Here is a 21,509-nt window from a genome sequence, read left to right on the forward strand (position 1 = left end):
AAGGTTCCTTGGGTATCAGGAGGGCAAAAGGGCGCACATTATATAGGGTTTTGTGGCTGGGATGGGAGTTCGCCGTCCTGTGGCGAGGGAGCTTGCTCCCGCTCGGTTGCGTAGCGACCGTGGATACTTTTGAAGGGGCTGCTGCGCAGCCCAGCGGGAGCAAGCTCCCTCGCCACAGGAAAACCTTGTATCAGTGGGTACGGGCGACCGCAAACTCGCTCAGCTCCACCAGCGCATCGCGGTATTCGCTGGCCGGCAGGGCGTCGAGGCATTTGATCGCGCGGGCAACATAGTCCCGGGCCAGTTTCGCGGTGTACTCCAGCGAACCGGATGCTTCGACCGCGACACGGATGCTTTCCAGGTCTTCGATCCCGCCTTTCTGGATCGCCTGGCGCACCAGTGCTGCCTGTTCAGGCGTGCCCTCGCGCATGGTGTAGATCAGTGGCAGGGTCGGCTTGCCTTCGGCCAGGTCGTCGCCGACGTTCTTGCCCAGGGTTTCTGCATCGCCCTTGTAGTCGAGCAGGTCGTCCACCAGTTGGAAGGCCACGCCCAAGTGGTCGCCGAAGGTGCGCAGCGCTTCGCTCTGCTCGGCGCTGGCACCGGCCAGGGCGGCGGCGCTGTGGGTCGAGGCTTCGAAGAGCATCGCGGTCTTGCCGCGGATGACTTCCATGTAGGTTTCTTCGGTGGTGCTGGCATCGCGTACCTTGGACAGCTGCAGCACTTCGCCCTCGGCGATGATGCGCGTGGCCTGGGACAGGATCTTCATCACCGGCATCGAGCCCAGTTCGACCATCATTTCGAACGAGCGCGAATAGAGGAAGTCGCCCACCAATACGCTGGGGGCGTTACCCCACATGGCGTTGGCGGTCGAACGACCGCGCCGCATGCCGGACATGTCGACCACGTCGTCGTGGAGCAGGGTCGCGGTGTGCAGGAATTCGATGGTGGCGGCCAGCAGGCGCATGTCATCGCCTTCGCGACCCAGGGCCTTGCCGCACAGCAGCACCAATAAAGGACGCAGGCGTTTACCGCCGGCCGAAGTGATGTAGTCGCCGATTTTCGATACCAGAGGCACGCGGGAAGTCAGCTGCTTCTTGATGATGCCGTCGACGGCGCTAAAATCGTCCGCCACCGCGCGGTAGAAAGCTTGGGGTTGCATCAGCGACAGGTGCTCCAGAAGGGTTGCGCGGCATGCTAGGACCCACGTCCGCAGGTGTCAAGGCGCGATAGACGGCTACTTGCAAGGCTCTCGCGGCTTGCGTACAATCGCGCACCCTGAACTTCCTGGGCAGCACCTGCCTTACGCAATTGCATCCGGGCCTTCCAGCCCATGCAGCCATGCCAGCCAATACCTCTTCTTATAAAGCGCTGGGTGAGCAGGATTATCGGAGAAATACCATGTCGTACGCAGTAATTGTTACTGGTGGCAAGCAATACAAGGTCGCCCCAGGTGAATACCTGAAGATCGAAAAACTGGAAATCGCTACCGGCGAATCCGTGACTTTTGATCGCGTTCTGTTGGTCGCCAATGGCGATGACGTGAATATCGGCGCTCCAGTCGTTGCTGGCGCTACCGTTGTGGCTGAAGTGATCTCCCAAGGTCGTCACGATAAAGTCCGCATCATCAAGTTCCGTCGCCGTAAGCACCACATGAAGCGTATGGGCCACCGCCAGTGGTACACCGAGATCAAAATCACCGGTATTCAGGCTTAATTTCAGCCTAATTCCTCACTAGGAGAATTGAACTCATGGCACACAAAAAAGCTGGTGGTAGTACCCGTAACGGTCGCGACTCAGAAGCCAAACGCCTTGGCGTGAAGATGTATGGCGGCCAGGCTATCAAAGCAGGCAACATCATCGTGCGTCAGCGCGGCACCCAATTCCACGCTGGCTACGGCGTGGGCATGGGTAAGGATCACACCCTCTTCGCTAAAGTCGAAGGCGTGATCAAGTTCGAAGTAAAAGGCGCCTTCGGTCGTCGTTACGTAAGCGTTATCGCAGCTTAATTGCGAGACCGCTGGAAAAGCCCTGTCTTGCGACGGGGCTTTTTCGTTTGTGGGGTGAGTCTCTTGCAAAACTGTTTGTATGGGCTGTCGGCGCTGCGGTTGGGGCGTGTCATCAGGTCGCTGCGCTCATTTTTGCAAGAGTCTTATGTCTTGTTTTTTTGGCTCGTCCGTATGGCGAGAGGCGTGTGTCATGAAGTTTGTTGATGAAGTATCGATTCGAGTAAAGGCCGGCGACGGCGGCAATGGTTGCATGAGTTTCCGTCGGGAGAAGTTCATTGAAAATGGTGGCCCTAACGGCGGTGATGGGGGCGATGGTGGCTCGATCTACATGCTCGCCGACGAAAACCTCAACACCCTGGTGGACTACCGTTACACCCGGCACTTCGATGCCGAGCGTGGCTCCAACGGCGGCAGCACCGACTGCACCGGCAAGAAGGGCGAAGACCTGATCCTGCGCGTGCCAGTCGGCACCACGGTGATCGATTCGGCCACCCAGGAAGTGATTGGCGACCTGACCAAGGCTGGCCAGCGTCTGCTGGTCGCCCATGGCGGCTGGCACGGCCTGGGCAACACCCGTTTCAAATCCAGTACCAACCGTGCGCCGCGCCAGACCACGCCAGGCAAGCCAGGCGAGCAGCGTGACCTGAAGCTGGAAATGAAAGTGTTGGCCGATGTGGGTCTGCTGGGTTTGCCGAACGCCGGTAAAAGTACCTTCATTCGCTCGGTGTCGGCGGCCAAGCCGAAAGTGGCCGATTACCCGTTCACCACCCTGGTGCCGAACCTGGGCGTGGTCAGCGTCGACCGCTGGAAGAGTTTTGTAATCGCCGACATTCCAGGGTTGATCGAAGGGGCTTCCGAGGGCGCGGGCCTGGGGATTCGTTTTCTCAAGCACTTGTCCCGTACCCGTCTGTTGTTGCACCTCGTGGACATGGCGCCGCTGGATGAAACCGATGCTGCCGATGCTGCTGAAGTCATCGTCAACGAGCTGACCAAGTTCAGCCCGGCCCTGGCCGAGCGCGACCGTTGGCTGGTGTTGAACAAGTGCGACCAGATCCTTGAAGAAGAGCATGAGGAGCGGGTCAAGGAAATCGTCGATCGTCTGGAGTGGGAAGGTCCGGTCTACGTGATCTCGGCCATCGCCAAAGAGGGCACTGAGCGCCTGTGTCACGACATCATGCGTTACCTGGAGGATCGCGCCGACCGCCTGGCCAACGATCCGGCCTACAAGGAAGAGCTCGCCGAGCTCGACCAGCGCATCGAAGACGAGGCCCGTGCCCAGTTGCAGGCGCTGGACGACCAGCGTGCCCTGCGTCGCAGTGGTGTCAAGTCGGTCCATGACATTGGTGACGACGATTGGGATGAAGAAGATGTGGATGACGAAGACGGTCCGGAAATCATCTACGTTCGCGACTGATGCTGCTCAGTTGAAGTCAAGGCCTGTGGGGGCTAGCTTGCTTGCGATAGCGGTGTGACAGCCGGTATCAATAATTGCTGGCCCCATGCAATCGCGAGCAAGCTCGCTCCCACAGGTTCAAGTGTTTCGGCGCGGTGTTATCATCGCAGCCAGCCGGTTTCCAAGGCGCCGCTCATTCGAGCGGCGTTTTGGTATCTGTAAAACGCAAATACGAATAATCCCATGGGCGGCGCTGGGTCGCGCCGTTCGCTGGCAAAGGTTGAAGATGATGCGGAGCAAGGTGACGGGGGCGCAGCGCTGGGTCGTGAAGATCGGCAGCGCACTGCTGACGGCGGATGGCAAGGGCCTGGATCGCCAGGCAATGGCGGTGTGGGTCGAGCAGATGGTGGCCTTGCATGAGGCTGGCGTCGAGCTGGTATTGGTCTCTTCCGGGGCTGTAGCCGCCGGTATGAGCCGCCTGGGCTGGACGTCGCGACCCAGCGCGATGCATGAGCTGCAGGCTGCCGCCGCCATCGGCCAGATGGGCCTGGTGCAGGCTTGGGAATCAAGCTTCGCCGAGCACGGTCGCCATACGGCGCAGATCCTGCTGACCCACGATGACTTGTCCGACCGCAAGCGCTACCTCAATGCCCGCAGCACCTTGCGCGCGCTGGTGGAGCTGAAAGTCATCCCGGTGATCAACGAGAACGACACGGTGGTCACCGACGAGATCCGTTTCGGCGATAACGACACCCTGGCCGCACTGGTGGCGAACCTGGTGGAGGCGGATCTGCTGGTGATCCTCACGGATCGCGACGGCATGTTCGATGCCGATCCGCGCAACAATCCCGACGCCAAGCTGATCTACGAAGCCCGTGCCGACGATCCGGCGCTGGACGCGGTGGCGGGTGGCACGGGTGGTGCGCTGGGTCGTGGTGGCATGCAGACCAAACTGCGCGCTGCGCGTCTGGCGGCGCGGTCCGGGGCGCACACCATCATCGTGGGTGGGCGCTTGGAGCGGGTGCTGGACCGCCTGAAAGCTGGCGAGCGCATCGGCACCTTGCTCTCGCCGGAGCGTGGCATGTTGGCGGCGCGCAAGCAGTGGCTGGCTGGGCATCTGCAGACCCGTGGCACCTTGGTACTGGATGCTGGTGCGGTGGTGGCCCTGTCCCAAGGCAACAAAAGCCTGCTGCCGGTGGGCGTGAAGTTGGTACAAGGCAGTTTCCGTCGGGGCGAAATGGTCGTGTGCGTGGCCCCGGATGGTCGCGAGATCGCCCGTGGCCTGGCCAACTACAGCGCCCTGGAAGCACAGAAAATCATCGGTCAGTCGTCTGATGCGATTGTCGGTCTGTTGGGTTACATGGCGGAGCCCGAGTTGGTTCACCGTGACAACCTGATCCTCGTCTAAGGAAAAATCATGGGTTTGGCAAAAGGATTGATCGGCTTGCTGCTGGCTGTGCCGCTGCTGGCTTCGGCCGAAGAAATTGGCCAGGTGTCGACGGTGTTCAAGTTTGTCGGGCCGAACGATCGGATCGTGGTCGAGGCGTTCGACGATCCCAAGGTGGATGGCGTGACCTGTTACCTGTCGCGGGCCAAGACCGGCGGCGTGAAGGGTGGCCTGGGCCTGGCCGAGGATCGCGCCGAGGCGTCCATCGCCTGCCGCCAGGTCGGGCCTATCAGCTTCAAGGGTGAGCTCAAGGACGGCGAAGAGGTGTTCCGTGAGCGCACTTCGCTGGTGTTCAAGACCATGCAAGTGGTGCGATTCCTCGACAAGAAACGCAATACGCTGGTGTACCTGGTCTACAGCGATCGCGTGATCGAGGGCAGCCCGCAGAACGCGGTGACGGCTATTCCGATCTTGCCTTGGCGTTAAGTAGCGAATGACGGGCGAGCCGATCGGCTCGCTTTTTTATCTCCATGGATGTGTTGTGCTTTTGGCGCGAAGGGATTCGTATGCGTGCGTTTTTGCTGCTGTTTGTATTGGGTTGTTCGGTGTCCGTCGGGGCTTTGGCCGAGCCGTTTTATAGCGAAAAAAACCTGGCCCATCCGCTGATAAAAACTTCCCAGGAGAGTGGGGCGACGCTGGCATTTATCCGCGAAGCCGAGGGTGTCGTAGGCTACTCATGCCTGTGTGATTCGCCGGATGGCGTCCCGCAAGTGCTCGACAGGTATGGCGATGCGAGTGTCGAGTCGGTGTTCTACGCCAGCCTCGACAGTGATCTCCAGACGTTGGTCGTGCTGTCACGGGCAAAGGGGCGGTACGCTCTTCAGGGTTATCGGTTCGTGCCGTCCACCGGCGGGTATCGCCGGCTCGAGACATTGCAGCCGGTATTGGATCGTATCGCCGCTGATCGCAAGGTCCTCACTGCTGCGCTGGTCCAGAAGGAGCTGGGCAAGTTGCCGCCCTACGATTACAGCGCCGTGTTGCCCAAGACCGGTATCGCCGAGTTCGACACGCTGGAGCCTGCGGGTGGCACGCTGGTGGGGTACTTCGGCGTCGACGGTGTCCCGGCGTCAGTGGGGCAGCCGCCAGAGGACCCTCATCGCGACACCTACAAAAAGACTTTCCAGCAGCGCGAAGGGCGCTGGCTCACGCTGACTTATGCGCGCGTGCCGCCTCGGGACGAGGATGTGGGCTCTGCCTATCGTGTCAGCAGGATGGCCTGGGAAACCGATCCAGCGGTGTACCAGGGCTCCGAGGATGGGGCCTGGGCAGTCTTGGGTAATGGGCGGCTCTGGGCGCTGGGTGCTTATATCCAGGGCAAGAGGTCGGGCCAGTGGGCGGAGTTCGACGAGTCGGGCTACGCGTCCACCGGCGCCTATGTGGATGGACTGCGCCAGGGGCCGTGGGTCGTCAGTGATGGGGGTGCGGTTTCCAAGGGCATGATCGTCGACGATTTCTATGAGGGGCGCTGGACGATCGAGGCGCGTGACGATGAGGAGCAGATGTCCGGCTTCGATACTTACAAACATGGTGATCTCGACGGGCCTTCCGAGCGCGTGCGTCATGGTGAGGTTGTCCAGCGCGGCGATTTCGTGGCAGGGCAGCAGCACGGAGACTGGATAATGCCCTGGGGTGAGGGGCGTTATGCGCAGGGCGTCCGGGAAGGCCGTTGGACCTTGAGAATGGACGGCGGTGGTGTCCAGGTTGTGGATTTTGTTGCTGACAAGAAGCAAGGCGAATTGCGCGAAGTGGATGCCGCAGGTGTGTTGCGGCTCGTCGAGCATTACCGCGCGGGTGTCCTGGATGGATTGAAAGAAACCTACGCGGCCAATGGCAAGCTCACCTATTCGGCCAGCTATGCCAACGGCCAGATCGAGGGGCGGGCGCTGACCTACACCGATGACGGTGCCGTGCTGCTTTCGGATATCTCGTGGCGCCATGGTTCGCGAGAGGGCGCCTTGCGTCTCTATCACCCCAATGGTCAGCCCGATACGGTGGCAACGTACGAGGGGGATGAGCCCATTGGTAACGTGCAGTCATTTGATGCGACTGGGGTGTTGATAGCGGACAGGAACTATTGCCACGTGCCTGATGGGAAATACACCCGTATCAAGCTTTGCGGCAAGCAGCGCGGGGCTTTCAATAACGGGCATTTCGACTCGGAGAGTGATTACCTGTTCGGTAATGAGCAAAGTGCCCGCCACACCCGGGAGGGGCGCAAGGTCCGGGAGGTGCTGCTGGGGCCTGATGATCGCGTGACTCACAACGAGTACTACCCCGATGGCCAGTTGAAGTACTCTGAAGCCAAGCAGGGCTTTCGCCTGATAACGGTCGAGGGGCGCGAATACAAGGACTACTCGTACGCCAGGCGCGAAGGTGAGACGGTCTACTACTACCCGACGGGTGTGGTTGAGCGTCGCATGAACTTCAAGGATGACAAGATAGTGGGTTGTTACACTGGATACGACGAGGCGGGTGTGCAGAATTTCCCGCCGCCTGGTGGTTGTCCTCCGCCAAAGCCGGTGGTTTTCAATTTTGGGGAATAGTGCGGGGCTTTAGTGGAGATGTCTGTTTTCACTGACGCCATCGCGAGCCTGCTCGCGATGTGGTGGTGCATTCAGTATCAAGGCAAGCTGATTCACTGCTCCCGCAAGGGGGGTAAATTGCGGGCAATAAAAAACCGACCCTGAGGTCGGTTTTTTAACGAGCGCGTCGCTTAGGCAGCAGCGGCAACGTTCAGGGCCTTTACGTGGCCATTCAAGCGGCTCTTATGGCGAGCAGCCTTGTTCTTGTGGATGATGCCTTTATCGGCCATGCGGTCGATAACTGGCACAGCCAGAACGTAAGCAGCTTGAGCTTTTTCAGCGTCTTTTGCGTCGATGGCCTTAACTACGTTCTTGATGTAGGTACGGACCATGGAACGCAGGCTGGCGTTGTGGCTGCGACGCTTCTCAGCCTGTTTTGCACGTTTTTTGGCGGAAGGTGTGTTGGCCACCGTCGAGCTCCTCGAAAGACTTTTTAGGAAATAGCAAACAAAATAGGCCGCGAATCATGCCGATGAGTTGAGGTCTTGTCAAGGGCGGGTGACGCGTTCCGCTGAATGGCAGGTACCGCGCACCGAAGGATTTCTTTCCGGCGTGCGACCTGTAAACTCGCGGGCTTTGGCTCTGCACTGTTTAGCGGCGCGGAGTATCGCACAAGTGGGCGCGTTGTTCGCCTGCTGTTTATCGACAGGCAAATACTCTTTTCATGAATCTGCTCAAATCGTTGGCTGCCGTCAGCTCTATCACGATGCTTTCCCGTGTCCTGGGGTTCGTTCGCGACACACTGATCGCACGGATATTCGGTGCCGGAATGGCCACCGACGCCTTCTTCATCGCCTTCAAGTTGCCCAACCTGCTCCGGCGGATCTTCGCCGAAGGGGCGTTCTCCCAGGCCTTCGTGCCGATCCTGGCGGAATATAAAAGCCAGAAGGGCGACGAAGCGACCCGCACATTCATTGCCTACGTCACCGGCCTGCTGACGTTGGTGCTGGCGCTGGTCACGGCGGCCGGCATGCTCGCCGCGCCATGGGTAATCTGGGCCACGGCCCCGGGCTTCACTGATACGCCAGAAAAATTCCAGCTCACCTCCGACCTGCTGCGGGTGACCTTTCCTTATATATTGCTGATTTCCCTGTCGTCCCTGGCCGGGGCGATCCTCAATACCTGGAACCGTTTTTCCGTGCCGGCCTTTGTGCCGACCCTGCTCAACGTCAGCATGATCGTGTTCGCGGTGTTCCTGACGCCGTACTTCGATCCGCCGGTGATGGCCCTCGGCTGGGCGGTGCTGGTGGGTGGCCTGGCGCAATTGCTCTATCAACTGCCGCACCTGAAAAAGATCGGCATGTTGGTCCTGCCACGGCTGAACCTGCGCGACAGCGGCGTGTGGCGGGTGATGAAGCAGATGTTGCCGGCGATCCTCGGGGTGTCGGTGAGCCAGATTTCCCTGATCATCAACACCATCTTCGCCTCGTTCCTGGTGGCCGGCTCGGTGTCGTGGATGTATTACGCCGACCGCTTGATGGAGCTGCCGTCCGGCGTGCTGGGTGTGGCCCTGGGTACGATCCTGTTGCCGACCCTGGCCAAGACCTACGCCAGTCAGGACCGCCAGGAATATTCGCGCATCCTCGACTGGGGCTTGCGCTTGTGTTTCGTGCTGGTCCTGCCTTGTTCCCTGGCCCTGGGGATCCTGGCCGAGCCGTTGACCGTTTCGCTGTTCCAGTACGGCCAGTTCAATGCCTTCGACGCCTTGATGACCCAGCGTGCGCTGATTGCTTACTCAGTGGGCCTGCTCGGGATTATCGTGATCAAGGTGCTGGCGCCGGGGTTCTATGCCCAGCAGAACATTCGCACGCCAGTGAAAATCGCCATTTTCACGCTGGTGATGACCCAATTGTTCAACCTGTTGCTCATCGGCCCGTTGGCTCACGCCGGCCTGGCCCTGGCGATCAGCGCTGGCGCGTGCCTCAACGCCGGGTTGCTGTTTTATCAACTGCGCAAGCAAAAGATGTATCAGCCGCAGCCGGGCTGGGGCAAGTTCGGCCTCAAGCTGCTGGTGGCCGTGGCGGTGATGTCGGCGGTTTTGCTGGGGGCGATGCATTTCATGCCGGCTTGGGGCGAAGGGCAGATGCTCGCGCGTTTCCTGCGCCTGGGAGCGCTGGTGGTTGCCGGCGTGGTGGCGTATTTCGGCATGTTGCTGCTGATGGGGTTCCGTCTGCGGGACTTCAACCGCAAGGCCTTGAGCTGAGGGCCAGCCCTCGATAATCCCGGGGCGGGCAGTGGTTTTGTCGGTTCGATCACTTTGGGGTGCGGTGTTGCCTGTCGTCGGCCGCCGGGTGTGGTTATAATCGGCCACTTTATGAGCAAGAAGCGCGTTATGCAGCTGGTTCGAGGCCTCCACAACCTGCGCCCCCAACATCGGGGCTGTGTCGCCACTATTGGCAACTTTGACGGTGTTCACCGTGGCCACCAGGCTATCCTGGCGCGGCTGCGCGAGCGTGCGCTGGAATTGGGTATGCCGAGCTGCGTGGTGATCTTCGAGCCGCAGCCCAGGGAGTTTTTCGCCCCGGACACCGCCCCGGCCCGTCTGGCCCGGTTGCGGGATAAACTGCAATTGCTGGCCGCCGAAGGCGTCGACCGGGTCCTGTGCCTGGCCTTCAACCAGCGCCTGAGCAAGCTCAGCGCCGCCGAGTTCGTCGACACGATCCTGGTGGACGGTCTGGGCGTAAAGCATCTGGAAGTCGGCGATGATTTCCGGTTCGGCTGTGACCGCTCGGGGGATTTCGACTACCTGCAACAGGCCGGTATCGTCCAAGGCTTCACCGTCGAAGCGGCACAGACGGTCGAGATCGATGGCCTGCGCGTCAGCAGCACCCAGGTCCGCAATGCCCTGGCGGCTGCCGACTTCGAATTGGCCGAGCGCTTGCTCGGCCGGCCGTACCGGATTGCCGGACGGATCCTGCACGGGCAGAAGCTGGCGCGCCAATTGGGCACGCCGACGGCCAACGTGCAACTCAAGCGTCGTCGTGTGCCGCTGACCGGTGTGTTCCTGGTGAGCGTCCAGATCGACGGCAAGACCTGGCCCGGTGTCGCCAATATCGGCGTACGGCCCACGGTCCAAGGGGATGGCAAGGCCCACCTCGAAGTACATGTTCTGGATTTTGCCGGCGATCTGTATGACCGGCGTTTGACGGTGGTTTTCCACCAAAAGCTGCGTGAAGAGCAGCGTTTTGCCTCTCTGGAGGCGCTCAAGACGGCGATCCATGCAGATATCGCCGCCGCCCGTGCCCTTGTCGCAACCAGCGCCAATCGCTAATGAAGAGCCTTAAATGACCGACTATAAAGCCACGCTAAACCTTCCGGACACCGCCTTCCCAATGAAGGCCGGCCTGCCTCAGCGCGAACCACAGATTCTGCAGCGTTGGGACAGCATTGGCCTGTACGGAAAGTTGCGCGAAATTGGCAAGGATCGTCCGAAGTTCGTCCTGCACGACGGTCCTCCGTACGCCAACGGCACCATTCACATCGGTCACGCGCTGAACAAGATTCTCAAGGACATGATCATCCGTTCCAAGACCCTGTCGGGTTTTGATGCGCCTTATGTTCCGGGCTGGGATTGCCACGGCCTGCCGATCGAGCACAAGGTGGAAGTGACCCACGGCAAGAACCTGGGCGCGGACAAGACCCGCGAGCTGTGCCGTGCCTACGCCACCGAGCAGATCGAAGGGCAGAAGTCCGAATTCATCCGCCTCGGCGTGCTGGGCGACTTCGCCAACCCGTACAAGACCATGGATTTCAAGAACGAAGCCGGCGAAATCCGTGCCCTGGCGAAAATCGTCGAGGGCGGCTTTGTGTTCAAGGGCCTCAAGCCAGTGAACTGGTGCTTCGATTGCGGTTCGGCCCTGGCCGAGGCGGAAGTCGAGTACGAGAACAAGAAGTCCTCGACCATCGATGTCGCGTTCCCGATCGCCGATGAAGACAAGCTCGCCGCCGCGTTCGGCCTGGGCAAGCTGGCCAAGCCGGCCGCGATCGTGATCTGGACCACCACCCCGTGGACCATCCCGGCCAACCAGGCGCTGAACGTCCACCCGGAATTCAACTACGCCCTGGTCGACGTCGGCGACAAGCTGCTGGTGCTGGCCGAAGAACTGGTCGAATCCTGCCTGGCCCGCTATAACCTCGAAGGTTCGGTGGTCGCCACCGCCCCGGGTTCGGCACTGGAACTGATCAATTTCCGTCACCCGTTCTATGACCGCCTGTCGCCGGTGTACCTGGCCGACTACGTGGAACTGGGCGCTGGCACTGGCGTGGTTCACTCCGCACCGGCCTATGGCGTCGACGACTTCGTGACCTGCAAGAAATACGGCATGGTCAACGACGACATCCTCAATCCGGTGCAGAGCAATGGCGTGTACGTGCCGTCGCTGGAGTTCTTTGGCGGCCAGTTCATCTGGAAAGCCAACCCGGCCATCGTCGACAAACTGACCGAAGTCGGCGCGCTGCTGCACACCACCGTCATCGAACACAGCTACATGCACTGCTGGCGCCACAAGACCCCGCTGATCTACCGCGCCACCGCGCAGTGGTTCATCGGCATGGACAAGCAGCCCACCACTGGCGACACCCTGCGCCAGCGTTCGCTCAAGGCCATCGAAGAGACCCAGTTCGTGCCCGCCTGGGGCCAGGCGCGCCTGCACTCGATGATCGCCAATCGTCCAGACTGGTGCATCTCCCGCCAACGCAACTGGGGCGTGCCGATCCCGTTCTTCCTGAACAAGGAAAGCGGTGAGCTGCACCCGCGCACCGTTGAACTGATGGAAGCCGTGGCCAAGCGCGTCGAAGTCGAAGGCATCGAAGCCTGGTTCAAGATGGATGCCGCCGAGCTGCTGGGTGACGAAGCGCCGCTGTACGACAAGATCAGCGACACCCTGGACGTCTGGTTCGACTCCGGCACCACCCATTGGCACGTGCTGCGCGGTTCGCACCCGATGGGCCACGAGACCGGCCCGCGTGCCGACCTGTACCTGGAAGGTTCGGACCAGCACCGTGGCTGGTTCCACTCCTCGTTGCTGACCGGTTGCGCCATCGACAACCACGCGCCGTATCGCGAACTGCTGACCCACGGCTTCACCGTCGACGAGTCCGGTCGCAAGATGTCCAAGTCCCTGGGCAACGTGATCGCGCCCCAGAAGGTCAACGACACCCTGGGTGCCGACATCATGCGCCTGTGGGTGGCGTCCACCGACTATTCCGGCGAGATGGCCGTGTCCGAGCAGATCCTGCAGCGCAGCGCGGACGCCTACCGGCGGATCCGTAACACCGCGCGCTTCCTGCTTTCCAACCTGACCGGTTTCAACCCGGCCACCGACCTGCTGCCGGCCGAAGAAATGCTCGCGCTGGACCGTTGGGCCGTGGACCGTACCCTGTTGCTGCAACGCGAATTGCAGGAGCATTACGGCGAATACCGCTTCTGGAACGTCTACTCCAAGATCCACAACTTCTGCGTGCAGGAGCTCGGTGGTTTCTACCTCGACATCATCAAGGACCGCCAGTACACCACCGGCGCCAACAGCAAGGCCCGTCGTTCGTGCCAGACCGCGCTGTTCCACATCAGCGAGGCGCTGGTGCGCTGGATCGCACCGATCCTGGCATTCACCGCCGACGAGCTGTGGCAATACCTGCCGGGCGAGCGTAACGAATCGGTGATGCTCAACACCTGGTATGAAGGCCTCACCGAGTTGCCCCAGGGCTTCGAACTGGACCGTGCCTATTGGGACCGGATCATGGCGGTCAAGGCAGCGGTCAACAAGGAAATGGAGATCCAGCGCGCGGCCAAGGCCGTCGGTGGCAACCTGCAAGCCGAGGTGACCCTCTACGCCGAAGAAGCCCTGGACGTCGACCTGGCCAAACTGGGCAACGAACTGCGCTTCGTGCTGATCACCTCTACCGCTAGCGTCGCGCCTTTCGTGCAGGCGCCGGCCGATGCGGTGACCACTGAGGTCAGCGGTTTGAAGCTCAAGATCGTCAAGTCGAACCACACCAAGTGCGCCCGTTGCTGGCACTGCCGCGAAGACGTCGGCGTGAACCCGGAGCATCCGGAAATCTGCGGGCGTTGCGTCGACAACATCAGCGGCACCGGTGAGGTTCGTCATTATGCCTAACACGGCGGGCCGTTTCGGACGGCTGGGCTGGCTGTGGTTGAGCGTGCTGGTACTGGTCATCGACCAGGCCAGCAAGTTCTACTTCGAAAGCTCGTTGACCCTGTACCAGCAGATCGTGGTCATCCCTGACTACTTCAGCTGGACCCTGGCCTACAACACTGGCGCAGCGTTCAGCTTCCTGGCCGACAGCTCGGGCTGGCAGCGCTGGCTGTTCGCCCTGATCGCTGTCGTGGTCAGCGCGGTGCTCGTGGTCTGGCTCAAACGCCTGGGCCGCGACGAGACCTGGCTGGCCGTGGCACTGGCGTTGGTGCTCGGTGGCGCACTGGGCAATCTTTACGACCGGATTGCTCTGGGCCATGTGATCGATTTCATCCTGGTGCATTGGCAGAACCGCTGGTATTTCCCGGCGTTCAACTTTGCCGACAGTGCCATCAGCGTGGGCGCGGTGATGCTCGCCCTGGACATGTTCAAGAGCAAGAAAACCGGAGAAGCCGTCCATGACTGAGCAGCGTATCGCTCAAAACACTGAAGTGAAGCTTCACTTCGCCCTGTACCTGGAAAACGGTGACACCGTCGACAGCACCTTCGACAAGGCGCCGGCAGTGTTCAAGGTCGGTGATGGCAACCTGCTGCCAGGCTTCGAAGCGGCAATCTTCGGCTTCAAGGCCGGCGACAAGCGCACCGTGGTCGTACCGCCAGAAAACGCCTTTGGTCAGCCCAACCCGCAAAACGTGCAGACCATGCCACGCTCCCAGTTCCAGGACATGGAGCTGTCCCAGGGCTTGCTGGTGATCTTCAACGACGCGGCCAATACCGAGCTGCCAGGTGTGGTGAAGGCTTTCGACGACGCCCAGGTGACCGTGGACTTCAACCATCCGCTGGCGGGCAAGACCTTGAACTTCGAAGTGGAAATCCTTGAGGTCAAGGCGGTTTAACATTTGACGGGCGGCTTCTGCTGCCACCCGATCCCGTGTGGGAGCGAGCTCGCTCCCACACTGGATTGCACTGATTCAATTTCTTGCGCGCAAGACACGAGGCACAGCATGCAAATCAAACTCGCCAACCCCCGTGGCTTCTGCGCCGGTGTGGACCGGGCGATCGAAATCGTCAACCGCGCCCTGGAAGTCTTCGGGCCGCCGATTTACGTGCGCCACGAAGTGGTCCACAACAAATTCGTCGTCGAAGACCTGCGCAGCCGTGGGGCGATTTTCGTCGAGGAACTGGACCAGGTGCCCGACGACGTCATCGTGATCTTCAGCGCCCACGGGGTTTCCCAAGCAGTACGCACCGAAGCCGCCGGCCGTGGCCTGAAGGTCTTCGACGCGACGTGCCCATTGGTGACCAAGGTGCACATCGAAGTGGCGCGCTACAGCCGTGATGGTCGTGAATGCATCCTGATCGGTCATGAAGGCCATCCGGAAGTCGAAGGCACCATGGGCCAATACGATGCCAGCAACGGCGGTGCGATCTACCTGGTCGAAGACGAGGAGGACGTTGCGGCCCTGCAGGTTCGCAACCCTGAGAGCCTGGCTTTTGTCACCCAGACCACTTTGTCCATGGACGATACCAGCCGTGTGATCGATGCCCTGCGCTCGCGCTTTCCGGCCATCGGTGGTCCGCGCAAGGACGATATCTGCTACGCCACTCAGAACCGTCAGGATGCCGTCAAGCAACTGGCGAATGAGTGCGACGTGGTGTTGGTGGTCGGCAGCCCGAACAGCTCCAACTCCAACCGCTTGCGTGAGCTGGCCGAACGCATGAACACCCCGGCCTACCTGATCGACGGTGCCGAGGACATGCAGCGCAGTTGGTTCGATGGGGTCGAGCGCATCGGCATCACCGCTGGCGCTTCCGCGCCGGAAGTATTGGTGCGCGGTGTGATCCAGCAATTGCAGGCCTGGGGCGCCACCGGGGCCGATGAGTTGGCCGGTCGCGAGGAGAACATCACTTTCTCCATGCCCAAGGAACTACGCGTTCGCTCCCTGCTTTAAGCCTTTTTCGCACAATGCCTGCTCGGCTTTCTCGCTGCGCAGGCTGATGCGTCCGCTACGCGCCAGCACCACCTGATGGTGACTGACCGGCTCGCGTTTGGCGCAGACATGCAGTGTGCCGGCCTGGAATGCGTCGCTGGGCAGTAACGCTTGCCCTTGGCTGCCGAACCTCACCGAACGCTTCACCGGCCGGTTGCCTATCACTCGCGCGCGACCGCTGCGCTCCATCAGCAAGGTCTTCTCCTTATCGTCCAGGGTGATGCGCCAGCCTCGGCCCCAATCGTTGTCTATCCCTCTGATCACGACGGTCCGGCTGCGCGTGATGGCTTCGCTGCGGGCAATGCGCAAACCACTGGCCAGCAACTGCGCGGCGTCTTTGCGCTCGGTGGCTTCGACCAGCGCTGTATAGCTTGCGCTGGCCCACGGCAGAACAATTGCCGCAATCGCCAGTCCCATGAGCAGTTCGATGAGGCTGAAGCCCTGTTGGTGCATGAGATCTCCTCCCTGGAGAATGTGAAGCGGATTCAGGTTTTATAGCCCATTGTGGCGAGGGGATTTATCCCCGTTGGGCTGCGCAGCGGCCCCAGACCAACCTCCGCACGGTGTCAGGTTGGATCGTAATCAGCTTCATTGGGGCTGCTGCGCAGCCCAGCGGGGATAAATCCCCTCACCACAGGGCAGTATTGGGCACACGGCAGTGGTTTGTTCTAGCGTGTACAAGCAGGTATAGCCGGCGGCAACGGAGGGCATCGATGGATCTTCGTACAAAAGGTTTCACGCTGATCGAGGTGCTGGTGGCCTTGGGCGTGCTGCTGATCCTGATCACCATGGCGGTACCGGCGTTTACCGGGTCGATGCAGAGCACCAAGGCTGACACCGAGATCGGCGATCTGCGCCGGGCATTGAACTTCGCCCGGATGGAGGCGATCGATCGGGGTACCACCACTCGAATTCGCCCCAGGGTCGACGGCGCGGCCTGGAGCAGCGAACTCACGGTGTATGACAGTACTGGCTCGTCGCCCACTGTATTGCGGGTTGTTCCAGCGATGAGCAGCGGCGCGACTCTGACGCTAACCTCAGAGGTGAGCAATATTGATTTCAACAACCTCGGTGGGTTGTCGGCCCCGGCCACACCGGTGAGTTTCAATTATGTAAGGGGGGCGCAGAGCCGGACGCTGAATGTTTGCCTCAATGGACGAATCGTATTGGGTGGAAGTTGCGGATGAAGGGTTGCAGTAACAGGGTGCAGGCAGGCATGACGCTGATCGAAGTGCTGGTGGCGGTGCTGATCCTCGGTGTGGGTTTGCTGGGGGCGGCGATGATCCAGCTCAATGCGCTCAAGTACACCGACAGTTCGCGCATGACCAGCCAGGCCAGTTTCATTGCCTACGACCTGCTGGACCGCATTCGCGCCAACTCCGGCGCCGACTACACCATCACACCGCCCAGCTCGCCGAACCTCAACGTGGCGCGGGACCAGGACCTCTACGATTTCAAGACCAACATCGTTGCCTTCGGCGGCGCCACGGCCACTGGCACCATTGCGCTGAACCAGCGGGTCTACACCATCACCATTTCCTGGGACGACGCCCGGGCCGCCAACACCACCGACGCGGCCGAGGCGCGACGCAGCTTTGTACTGACCAGTCGCGTCGCCGTCGATCCGGTGGGGACGCCACCATGAACCGACATTGCCGGGGATTCGGCCTGATTGAATTGATGATCGCGCTGGTGCTCAGCCTGATCGTCGTGCTGGGCGTCGTGCAGATTTTCATTGCCGCCAAAAATACCTACGTCAGCCAGAATGCCGCCGCGGTGATTCAGGAGGATGCGCGGTTTGCCTTGAGCAAAATGGTCCAGGAAATTCGCATGGTGGGCATGTTCGGTTGCGTGGCGACCATCATCGATGCCTCAACGGATAACAGTTTCGCTGCCAGCCAGACCACTCCAATCCGTTGGGATAACGCCAACCGGAGGTTGACCCTGGTCACCGCGGACATTGGGAGTGGCGGTAGCGCGCCGACCTGGACCGTCGTCTCCGATTGCCGTACCTCGGCGACGGCCTACTCGAACGCGCGGGTGCCGGCGACGGGGCAGTTGGCCTTCCCGATCCGTCGACTGGTCTACAGCTTCAACAACAATCAATTGCTGTTGGGCAGCGGCACCGCCAATCCGCCGACCCTGTCGGTGCTGGTGGACAACGTACGGGCGTTCGACGTGACGTTTGGCGTGGCTGCTAGCGACGAGGTCGACGCTGCCGTCTCCTACAGTAGCAATCCGTCCAGCTCGGAAATCCGCAGTGTGCGTTTGACCCTCACACTCTTCGACCCAAAAAACACAGTGCATGATCAAACCTTCAATGTAGTTGCCGCTTTGCGTAACCGGCTCAGGTGAGAGAATGATCTATGAATCTACCTCCCATGAAACATAGCCAGCAAGGCATGGCATTGCTGGTCAGCCTGGTGTTTTTGTTGCTGCTGACGCTGATTGGCCTGTCGTCGATGCAGAGCGCCACCCTCCAGGAAAAAATGACCAGCAGCGTCATGCAGCGCAACCAGTCCTTCCAGATCGCCGAGGCCGCGTTGCGGGTCGGCGAGAGTGCAGTGCAGGTCGAGGCTTATTCGTTGCCAGTCTGTACTACTACGATTCAATGCGCGCCACCGGCCGAGTCGGCAACTCTCACGGTGGCTGGGCGCAACTCTACGTCGGGGGTGACGTGGGTCGCCACGGCTGGAGGGTTCTATGGCGTGCAGAACATCGGCACCACGCAGGACGCGGTCAAGTTGAACACTCTACCGGTGACCCTGTATCGCGTCACGGCGGTGGCTGTGGTGGGTAATAACCAGCGCAGCGTGGTGGAGAGCATCTATGCGAAATAGGGAAATGTGTTGTGGCTGGAGGCAGACGTTGTGGGGAATTCTGCTCAGTCTTTATCTAACAGTCCCGGCCTATGCGTTCACGCCTTCGGATTCACCGCTGTTGAGTGCGGCTGCGGTCACGCCGAACGTGATGCTGCTGATCGATGATTCGGGAAGCATGAACAACATTATCTGGGCGGCGGGGTTTGATCCGGCGGCGACGCAGACGCGCACTTATGCCTGCAGCGCCAGTAACAACTGTAACGACAGGTATGAGCTGGACCTGGAAGATTCGAACATCCTGTTGGTAGGTCTGTTGCGTGGCGGCTGCTCGTCTGGCTGGTACGGTTTCTATCGACCCAGCATTGGGCGGGTGTGCCTTCGGTTGCCAGACCCTGTGGGAGGCGGCAATACCCGTTATACCGGTAAGTACCTGGCGTATCTGGTAACCCTGGCCAACGGATCGAGCCGGGATTTCACCACCGGCACGATTCCCAACGATTATCGAATCAACGTGGCACGGGATGTCTCCAACGACCTGGTCGCCAGCAACCGCGCCTTGCGCATTGGCCTCGCCACGTTCAACCCGCCCAACAGCAGTAACTCTGGCCCGGGTGGCTACATCGCCCGCGCCATCAGCGACCTGTCACCGGTTAGTGGCAGCGTGACCCAGACCCAGGCCAACACCAACTACAGCGCCCTGATCAATGCCATCAACGCCCTGGGCGCCGTCGCGAATACACCGTTGGCCGAAAGCTATTACGAAGTCACCCGTTACTTCAGGGGCATGGCGCCGTACTACAACAGCACACCGACCACCTACACCAGCCCGATCCAGTACCGTTGCCAGAAAAATTTCGGCGTGGTGATCACCGACGGGTTGCCCACCTATGACCGGACGTTCCCCACCAACGACCCGCAGGGCTTGGCCCGGCTGCCGAACTGGGATGGTATCAACAACGATGGCGCCGATCTCAGTGGTAACGGCGAGGGCGACACGCTTTACCTGGACGACATCGCCAAGTTCGCCTTCGACATCGACATGCGCTCCACCGGCACCGACGCCACCGGCCAGAGCTGGAACGCCACGGATTTTCCCCGGCAGTACCTCAATACCTACACCGTGGGTTTTGCCGTCACCAATCCGATGCTGTCCGACGCCGCCCGTTACGGCGCGGGTAAGTATTATCCGGCGACCGACAGCGAAGGCCTCAACTCAGCGTTGGCCTCCGCCCTGAGCGACATTACCTCCAAGGCTGGATCCGGGGGCGCCGGCACGACCAATGCCGCCACGTTGTCCAGCACCTCCAGTTACTACCAGACCACGTATGACCCCAAGGATTGGCGCGGCACCATCCGCGCGTTCGGCTTCACCTCGGCAGGCACGGTCAACAGGGCTGCGATGCAATGGACCACCGACACGGCCATCGTGCCCGGCGCCACGGCGCCGATTTATCAGTCGTGGAATACCGCGACCAATGCGCCTGTGACCCTGGCTTACGCTAACCTTTCACCTGCCCAGCAAAGCAGCCTCAGCCAGAACCTGCCTACGGGAATCACCGGCAACGATCTGGTGGAGTGGAGCAAGGGCGTCAATAAAACCGGCTTGAAGGTGCGCAATGTGTTGCTGGGGGACATCATCAACTCGCCGTTGGTGCTGGCCTCACCCAATGAACAGACCGCCGCGGATTTGCTCAACGACACCAGCTACAGCACGTATCTGACGACCAAGGCGGCGAACATGAATACCAGCCTGGTGGTGAACGCCAACGACGGTTTTTTCAGCGTCATCAACAGTGCGAACGGTACGCGACGATATGCCTATATGCCGTCGAGCGTGCTGCCATCGCTGCAGAACATTGCCGACACCAACTACGTCAATGGCGTGAGCCACAAGTTTTTGGTGGATGGGCAGGTCGGCGTATTCGATACGCAATCGGGGAGTGTCTGGAAGACGGTGGCCCTGGGCGGCACTGGTGCTGGGGGCAAGACGTTCTATGCGGTTCAGCTGTTCGATGCGACGGCGGGCAATGTGTTGCGGGCATTGTGGGAAATCAGTGCGCCAACCGTTGCCAACACCGCCAACGCTTTCAATGACCTGGGCTACGCCTACGCCCGCCCCGAAGTCGCCCGCCTGGCGGATGGGCGCTGGGCGGCGTTCATCTCTAACGGCTACGGCAGCAATAGCGGTGTCGCGGCGCTGTACGTGGTGGATATCCGCGACGGCTCGTTGATCAGGAAAATCGTCATCAACAGCAGCGAGACCGGTAATGGCTTGTCGTCGGTCAAGCTGCGGGTCAACTCCCAGAACGTGGTGCAGGCCGCGTACGGGGGCGACTTGAGAGGGCGGCTGTGGAAGTTCGACCTCAGCGGCACTTCCCCGACTGCTTGGGGTGTGGCGTTTGCCGGCCAACCATTGTTCACCACCTCCGGTGGCGCGACTCAGCCGATCACCGTTCAACCGCTGCTGGCGGACAACCCGCAGGGCGGTACCCAGGTGTTTTTCGGCACCGGCAAGTTCAACGAAACGGCGGATAAACTCAACAAGGACCTGCAAGGGTTCTATTCGATATGGGACGCCACCGGCGGTGCCGGGCAAATCACCGTGTCGAACCTGCAAGCCCAGTCGATCACGGGGGTGTTCTCGGGCAGCACGGGGCAGTTCGTGACGACCAGCCAGACCGACGTGGCTTACCCGACGAAAAAGGGTTGGTACCTGCCGTTGGTGTACAACAATGCGCTGACCGGGGAGCGGGTGATCAACCCGGCCAATCTGGTGAGCGGCCGCGTGGTCTTTACCACGGCCGCCGTGGACACTACCGACCCTTGTGCCAGCTTCGGTACCGGCAAACTGATCGAATTGGATGCGTTCAACGGTAAGATGCTCAACTATGCGGTGCTCGATACCAACGGCGATGGCACGATCAACAGCTCCGACACGATTTCCAGCGGGGTGGTCTTCACGGGGGGAATCCCGACCTTGAGCGCCGTCGTCAGCGCCAGCGGGGCCACCAACATGATCGTCAACGACTCCAGCGGCAACATCACCGAACTGCTGGAAAAATCCGTGGGCGGCAGCCGCCGCATCATGTGGCGACAAATACAATGAAGAGGCA

The 21,509-nt window shown here is 60.7% G+C and carries 20 protein-coding genes; 17 read left to right on the forward strand and 3 right to left on the reverse strand.

Annotated elements, in window-relative coordinates; genetic code table 11:
- Positions 1-190: 190 nt before the first annotated feature.
- The gene (locus BLT00_RS28605) at positions 191-1,159 is read right to left on the reverse strand and encodes a polyprenyl synthetase family protein (RefSeq protein WP_072346139.1); all 969 of its coding nucleotides are present in this window, start codon (positions 1,157-1,159) and stop codon (positions 191-193) included.
- 239 nt (positions 1,160-1,398) lie between these two features.
- Here BLT00_RS28605 and rplU point away from each other — a divergent pair, with 239 nt between their 5' ends.
- The 6 genes from rplU (at position 1,399) to BLT00_RS28635 (ending at position 7,389) form a co-directional block, all read left to right on the forward strand.
- Positions 1,399-1,713, forward strand: a complete 315-nt coding sequence (gene rplU, locus BLT00_RS28610; protein ID WP_003176051.1) for a 50S ribosomal protein L21 — start codon at positions 1,399-1,401, stop codon at positions 1,711-1,713.
- Between the two features lie 35 nt (positions 1,714-1,748).
- Positions 1,749-2,006, forward strand: a complete 258-nt coding sequence (gene rpmA / locus BLT00_RS28615; protein ID WP_003205738.1) for a 50S ribosomal protein L27 — start codon at positions 1,749-1,751, stop codon at positions 2,004-2,006.
- 190 nt (positions 2,007-2,196) lie between these two features.
- Positions 2,197-3,420, forward strand: a complete 1,224-nt coding sequence (cgtA, locus tag BLT00_RS28620) for an Obg family GTPase CgtA (protein ID WP_060740551.1) — start codon at positions 2,197-2,199, stop codon at positions 3,418-3,420.
- 268 nt (positions 3,421-3,688) lie between these two features.
- The gene (gene proB / locus BLT00_RS28625) at positions 3,689-4,807 is read left to right on the forward strand and encodes a glutamate 5-kinase (RefSeq protein ID WP_063324300.1); all 1,119 of its coding nucleotides are present in this window, start codon (positions 3,689-3,691) and stop codon (positions 4,805-4,807) included.
- A 9-nt stretch (positions 4,808-4,816) separates the two neighbouring features.
- A complete protein-coding gene (locus tag BLT00_RS28630; RefSeq protein WP_003205733.1) occupies positions 4,817-5,272 on the forward strand; it encodes a CreA family protein in 456 nt (151 codons plus the stop codon).
- A gap of 80 nt (positions 5,273-5,352) precedes the next feature.
- A complete protein-coding gene (locus BLT00_RS28635; RefSeq protein ID WP_092150617.1) occupies positions 5,353-7,389 on the forward strand; it encodes a toxin-antitoxin system YwqK family antitoxin in 2,037 nt (678 codons plus the stop codon).
- A 170-nt stretch (positions 7,390-7,559) separates the two neighbouring features.
- Here the strand turns inward: BLT00_RS28635 and rpsT are convergent, their stop codons facing one another.
- Positions 7,560-7,838 carry a 30S ribosomal protein S20 gene (gene rpsT / locus BLT00_RS28640; protein WP_003185593.1) on the reverse strand — a complete coding sequence of 93 codons (279 nt, stop codon included), beginning with the start codon at positions 7,836-7,838 and terminating at the stop codon, positions 7,560-7,562.
- Positions 7,839-8,092: 254 nt separating this feature from the next.
- Between rpsT and murJ the strand changes: the two genes are divergently transcribed.
- The 6 genes from murJ to ispH all read left to right on the forward strand — a co-directional run bounded on the left by murJ (position 8,093) and on the right by ispH (position 15,535).
- Positions 8,093-9,631, forward strand: coding sequence for a murein biosynthesis integral membrane protein MurJ (murJ, locus tag BLT00_RS28645; protein ID WP_092150614.1), 1,539 nt, complete (start codon positions 8,093-8,095; stop codon positions 9,629-9,631).
- A 129-nt stretch (positions 9,632-9,760) separates the two neighbouring features.
- Positions 9,761-10,699 (forward strand): bifunctional riboflavin kinase/FAD synthetase, encoded by a 939-nt coding sequence (ribF, locus tag BLT00_RS28650; RefSeq protein ID WP_063324303.1) that lies wholly within the window; start codon positions 9,761-9,763, stop codon positions 10,697-10,699.
- Positions 10,700-10,712: 13 nt separating this feature from the next.
- Positions 10,713-13,544 (forward strand): isoleucine--tRNA ligase, encoded by a 2,832-nt coding sequence (ileS, locus tag BLT00_RS28655; protein ID WP_092150611.1) that lies wholly within the window; start codon positions 10,713-10,715, stop codon positions 13,542-13,544.
- On the forward strand, positions 13,537-14,049 hold the full coding sequence (gene lspA / locus BLT00_RS28660; protein WP_063324305.1) for a signal peptidase II: 513 nt from the start codon (positions 13,537-13,539) through the stop codon (positions 14,047-14,049). The genes ileS and lspA overlap by 8 nt, the downstream gene beginning before the upstream one ends.
- The gene (gene fkpB, locus BLT00_RS28665; RefSeq protein ID WP_063324306.1) at positions 14,042-14,479 is read left to right on the forward strand and encodes an FKBP-type peptidyl-prolyl cis-trans isomerase; all 438 of its coding nucleotides are present in this window, start codon (positions 14,042-14,044) and stop codon (positions 14,477-14,479) included. The genes lspA and fkpB overlap by 8 nt, the downstream gene beginning before the upstream one ends.
- Before the next feature lie 108 nt (positions 14,480-14,587).
- Positions 14,588-15,535 carry a 4-hydroxy-3-methylbut-2-enyl diphosphate reductase gene (ispH, locus tag BLT00_RS28670; protein ID WP_063324307.1) on the forward strand — a complete coding sequence of 316 codons (948 nt, stop codon included), beginning with the start codon at positions 14,588-14,590 and terminating at the stop codon, positions 15,533-15,535.
- On the opposite strand, the gene BLT00_RS28675 is transcribed toward ispH, so the two are convergent.
- Complete coding sequence (locus tag BLT00_RS28675; RefSeq protein ID WP_092150609.1) at positions 15,512-16,027, reverse strand: GspH/FimT family pseudopilin; 516 nt, start codon at positions 16,025-16,027, stop codon at positions 15,512-15,514. The genes ispH and BLT00_RS28675 overlap by 24 nt on opposite strands.
- 260 nt (positions 16,028-16,287) lie before the next feature.
- Between BLT00_RS28675 and BLT00_RS28680 the strand changes: the two genes are divergently transcribed.
- The 5 genes from BLT00_RS28680 to BLT00_RS28700 are packed head-to-tail and all read left to right on the forward strand — an operon-like array spanning position 16,288 to position 21,502.
- On the forward strand, positions 16,288-16,761 hold the full coding sequence (locus tag BLT00_RS28680) for a GspH/FimT family pseudopilin (protein WP_092150607.1): 474 nt from the start codon (positions 16,288-16,290) through the stop codon (positions 16,759-16,761).
- A complete protein-coding gene (gene pilV, locus BLT00_RS28685; RefSeq protein WP_092150604.1) occupies positions 16,758-17,219 on the forward strand; it encodes a type IV pilus modification protein PilV in 462 nt (153 codons plus the stop codon). Before BLT00_RS28680 ends, pilV begins: the two co-directional genes overlap by 4 nt.
- Positions 17,216-17,929 carry a PilW family protein gene (locus tag BLT00_RS28690; RefSeq protein WP_092150601.1) on the forward strand — a complete coding sequence of 238 codons (714 nt, stop codon included), beginning with the start codon at positions 17,216-17,218 and terminating at the stop codon, positions 17,927-17,929. The genes pilV and BLT00_RS28690 overlap by 4 nt, the downstream gene beginning before the upstream one ends.
- Positions 17,930-17,940: 11 nt before the next feature.
- Complete coding sequence (locus BLT00_RS28695) at positions 17,941-18,414, forward strand: pilus assembly PilX family protein (RefSeq protein WP_175456263.1); 474 nt, start codon at positions 17,941-17,943, stop codon at positions 18,412-18,414.
- Complete coding sequence (locus BLT00_RS28700; protein WP_092150596.1) at positions 18,404-21,502, forward strand: pilus assembly protein; 3,099 nt, start codon at positions 18,404-18,406, stop codon at positions 21,500-21,502. The genes BLT00_RS28695 and BLT00_RS28700 overlap by 11 nt, the downstream gene beginning before the upstream one ends.
- Positions 21,503-21,509 lie beyond the last annotated feature (7 nt).

The organism is Pseudomonas sp. NFACC51, assembly GCF_900103575.1.
Classification (GTDB): Bacteria; Pseudomonadota; Gammaproteobacteria; order Pseudomonadales; family Pseudomonadaceae; genus Aquipseudomonas; species Aquipseudomonas fluorescens_Q.

Bases quoted from the DNA above. Each gene is read 5' to 3' on its own strand.
- BLT00_RS28605 (WP_072346139.1), bottom strand. From the start codon at position 1,159: ATGCAACCCCAAGCTTTCTACCGCGCGGTGGCGGACGATTTTAGCGCC.
- rplU (WP_003176051.1), top strand. From the start codon at position 1,399: ATGTCGTACGCAGTAATTGTTACTGGTGGCAAGCAATACAAGGTCGCC.
- rpmA (WP_003205738.1), top strand. From the start codon at position 1,749: ATGGCACACAAAAAAGCTGGTGGTAGTACCCGTAACGGTCGCGACTCA.
- cgtA (WP_060740551.1), top strand. From the start codon at position 2,197: ATGAAGTTTGTTGATGAAGTATCGATTCGAGTAAAGGCCGGCGACGGC.
- proB (WP_063324300.1), top strand. From the start codon at position 3,689: ATGCGGAGCAAGGTGACGGGGGCGCAGCGCTGGGTCGTGAAGATCGGC.
- BLT00_RS28630 (WP_003205733.1), top strand. From the start codon at position 4,817: ATGGGTTTGGCAAAAGGATTGATCGGCTTGCTGCTGGCTGTGCCGCTG.
- BLT00_RS28635 (WP_092150617.1), top strand. From the start codon at position 5,353: ATGCGTGCGTTTTTGCTGCTGTTTGTATTGGGTTGTTCGGTGTCCGTC.
- murJ (WP_092150614.1), top strand. From the start codon at position 8,093: ATGAATCTGCTCAAATCGTTGGCTGCCGTCAGCTCTATCACGATGCTT.
- ribF (WP_063324303.1), top strand. From the start codon at position 9,761: ATGCAGCTGGTTCGAGGCCTCCACAACCTGCGCCCCCAACATCGGGGC.
- ileS (WP_092150611.1), top strand. From the start codon at position 10,713: ATGACCGACTATAAAGCCACGCTAAACCTTCCGGACACCGCCTTCCCA.
- lspA (WP_063324305.1), top strand. From the start codon at position 13,537: ATGCCTAACACGGCGGGCCGTTTCGGACGGCTGGGCTGGCTGTGGTTG.
- fkpB (WP_063324306.1), top strand. From the start codon at position 14,042: ATGACTGAGCAGCGTATCGCTCAAAACACTGAAGTGAAGCTTCACTTC.
- ispH (WP_063324307.1), top strand. From the start codon at position 14,588: ATGCAAATCAAACTCGCCAACCCCCGTGGCTTCTGCGCCGGTGTGGAC.
- BLT00_RS28675 (WP_092150609.1), bottom strand. From the start codon at position 16,027: ATGCACCAACAGGGCTTCAGCCTCATCGAACTGCTCATGGGACTGGCG.
- BLT00_RS28680 (WP_092150607.1), top strand. From the start codon at position 16,288: ATGGATCTTCGTACAAAAGGTTTCACGCTGATCGAGGTGCTGGTGGCC.
- pilV (WP_092150604.1), top strand. From the start codon at position 16,758: ATGAAGGGTTGCAGTAACAGGGTGCAGGCAGGCATGACGCTGATCGAA.
- BLT00_RS28690 (WP_092150601.1), top strand. From the start codon at position 17,216: ATGAACCGACATTGCCGGGGATTCGGCCTGATTGAATTGATGATCGCG.
- BLT00_RS28695 (WP_175456263.1), top strand. From the start codon at position 17,941: ATGAATCTACCTCCCATGAAACATAGCCAGCAAGGCATGGCATTGCTG.
- BLT00_RS28700 (WP_092150596.1), top strand. From the start codon at position 18,404: ATGCGAAATAGGGAAATGTGTTGTGGCTGGAGGCAGACGTTGTGGGGA.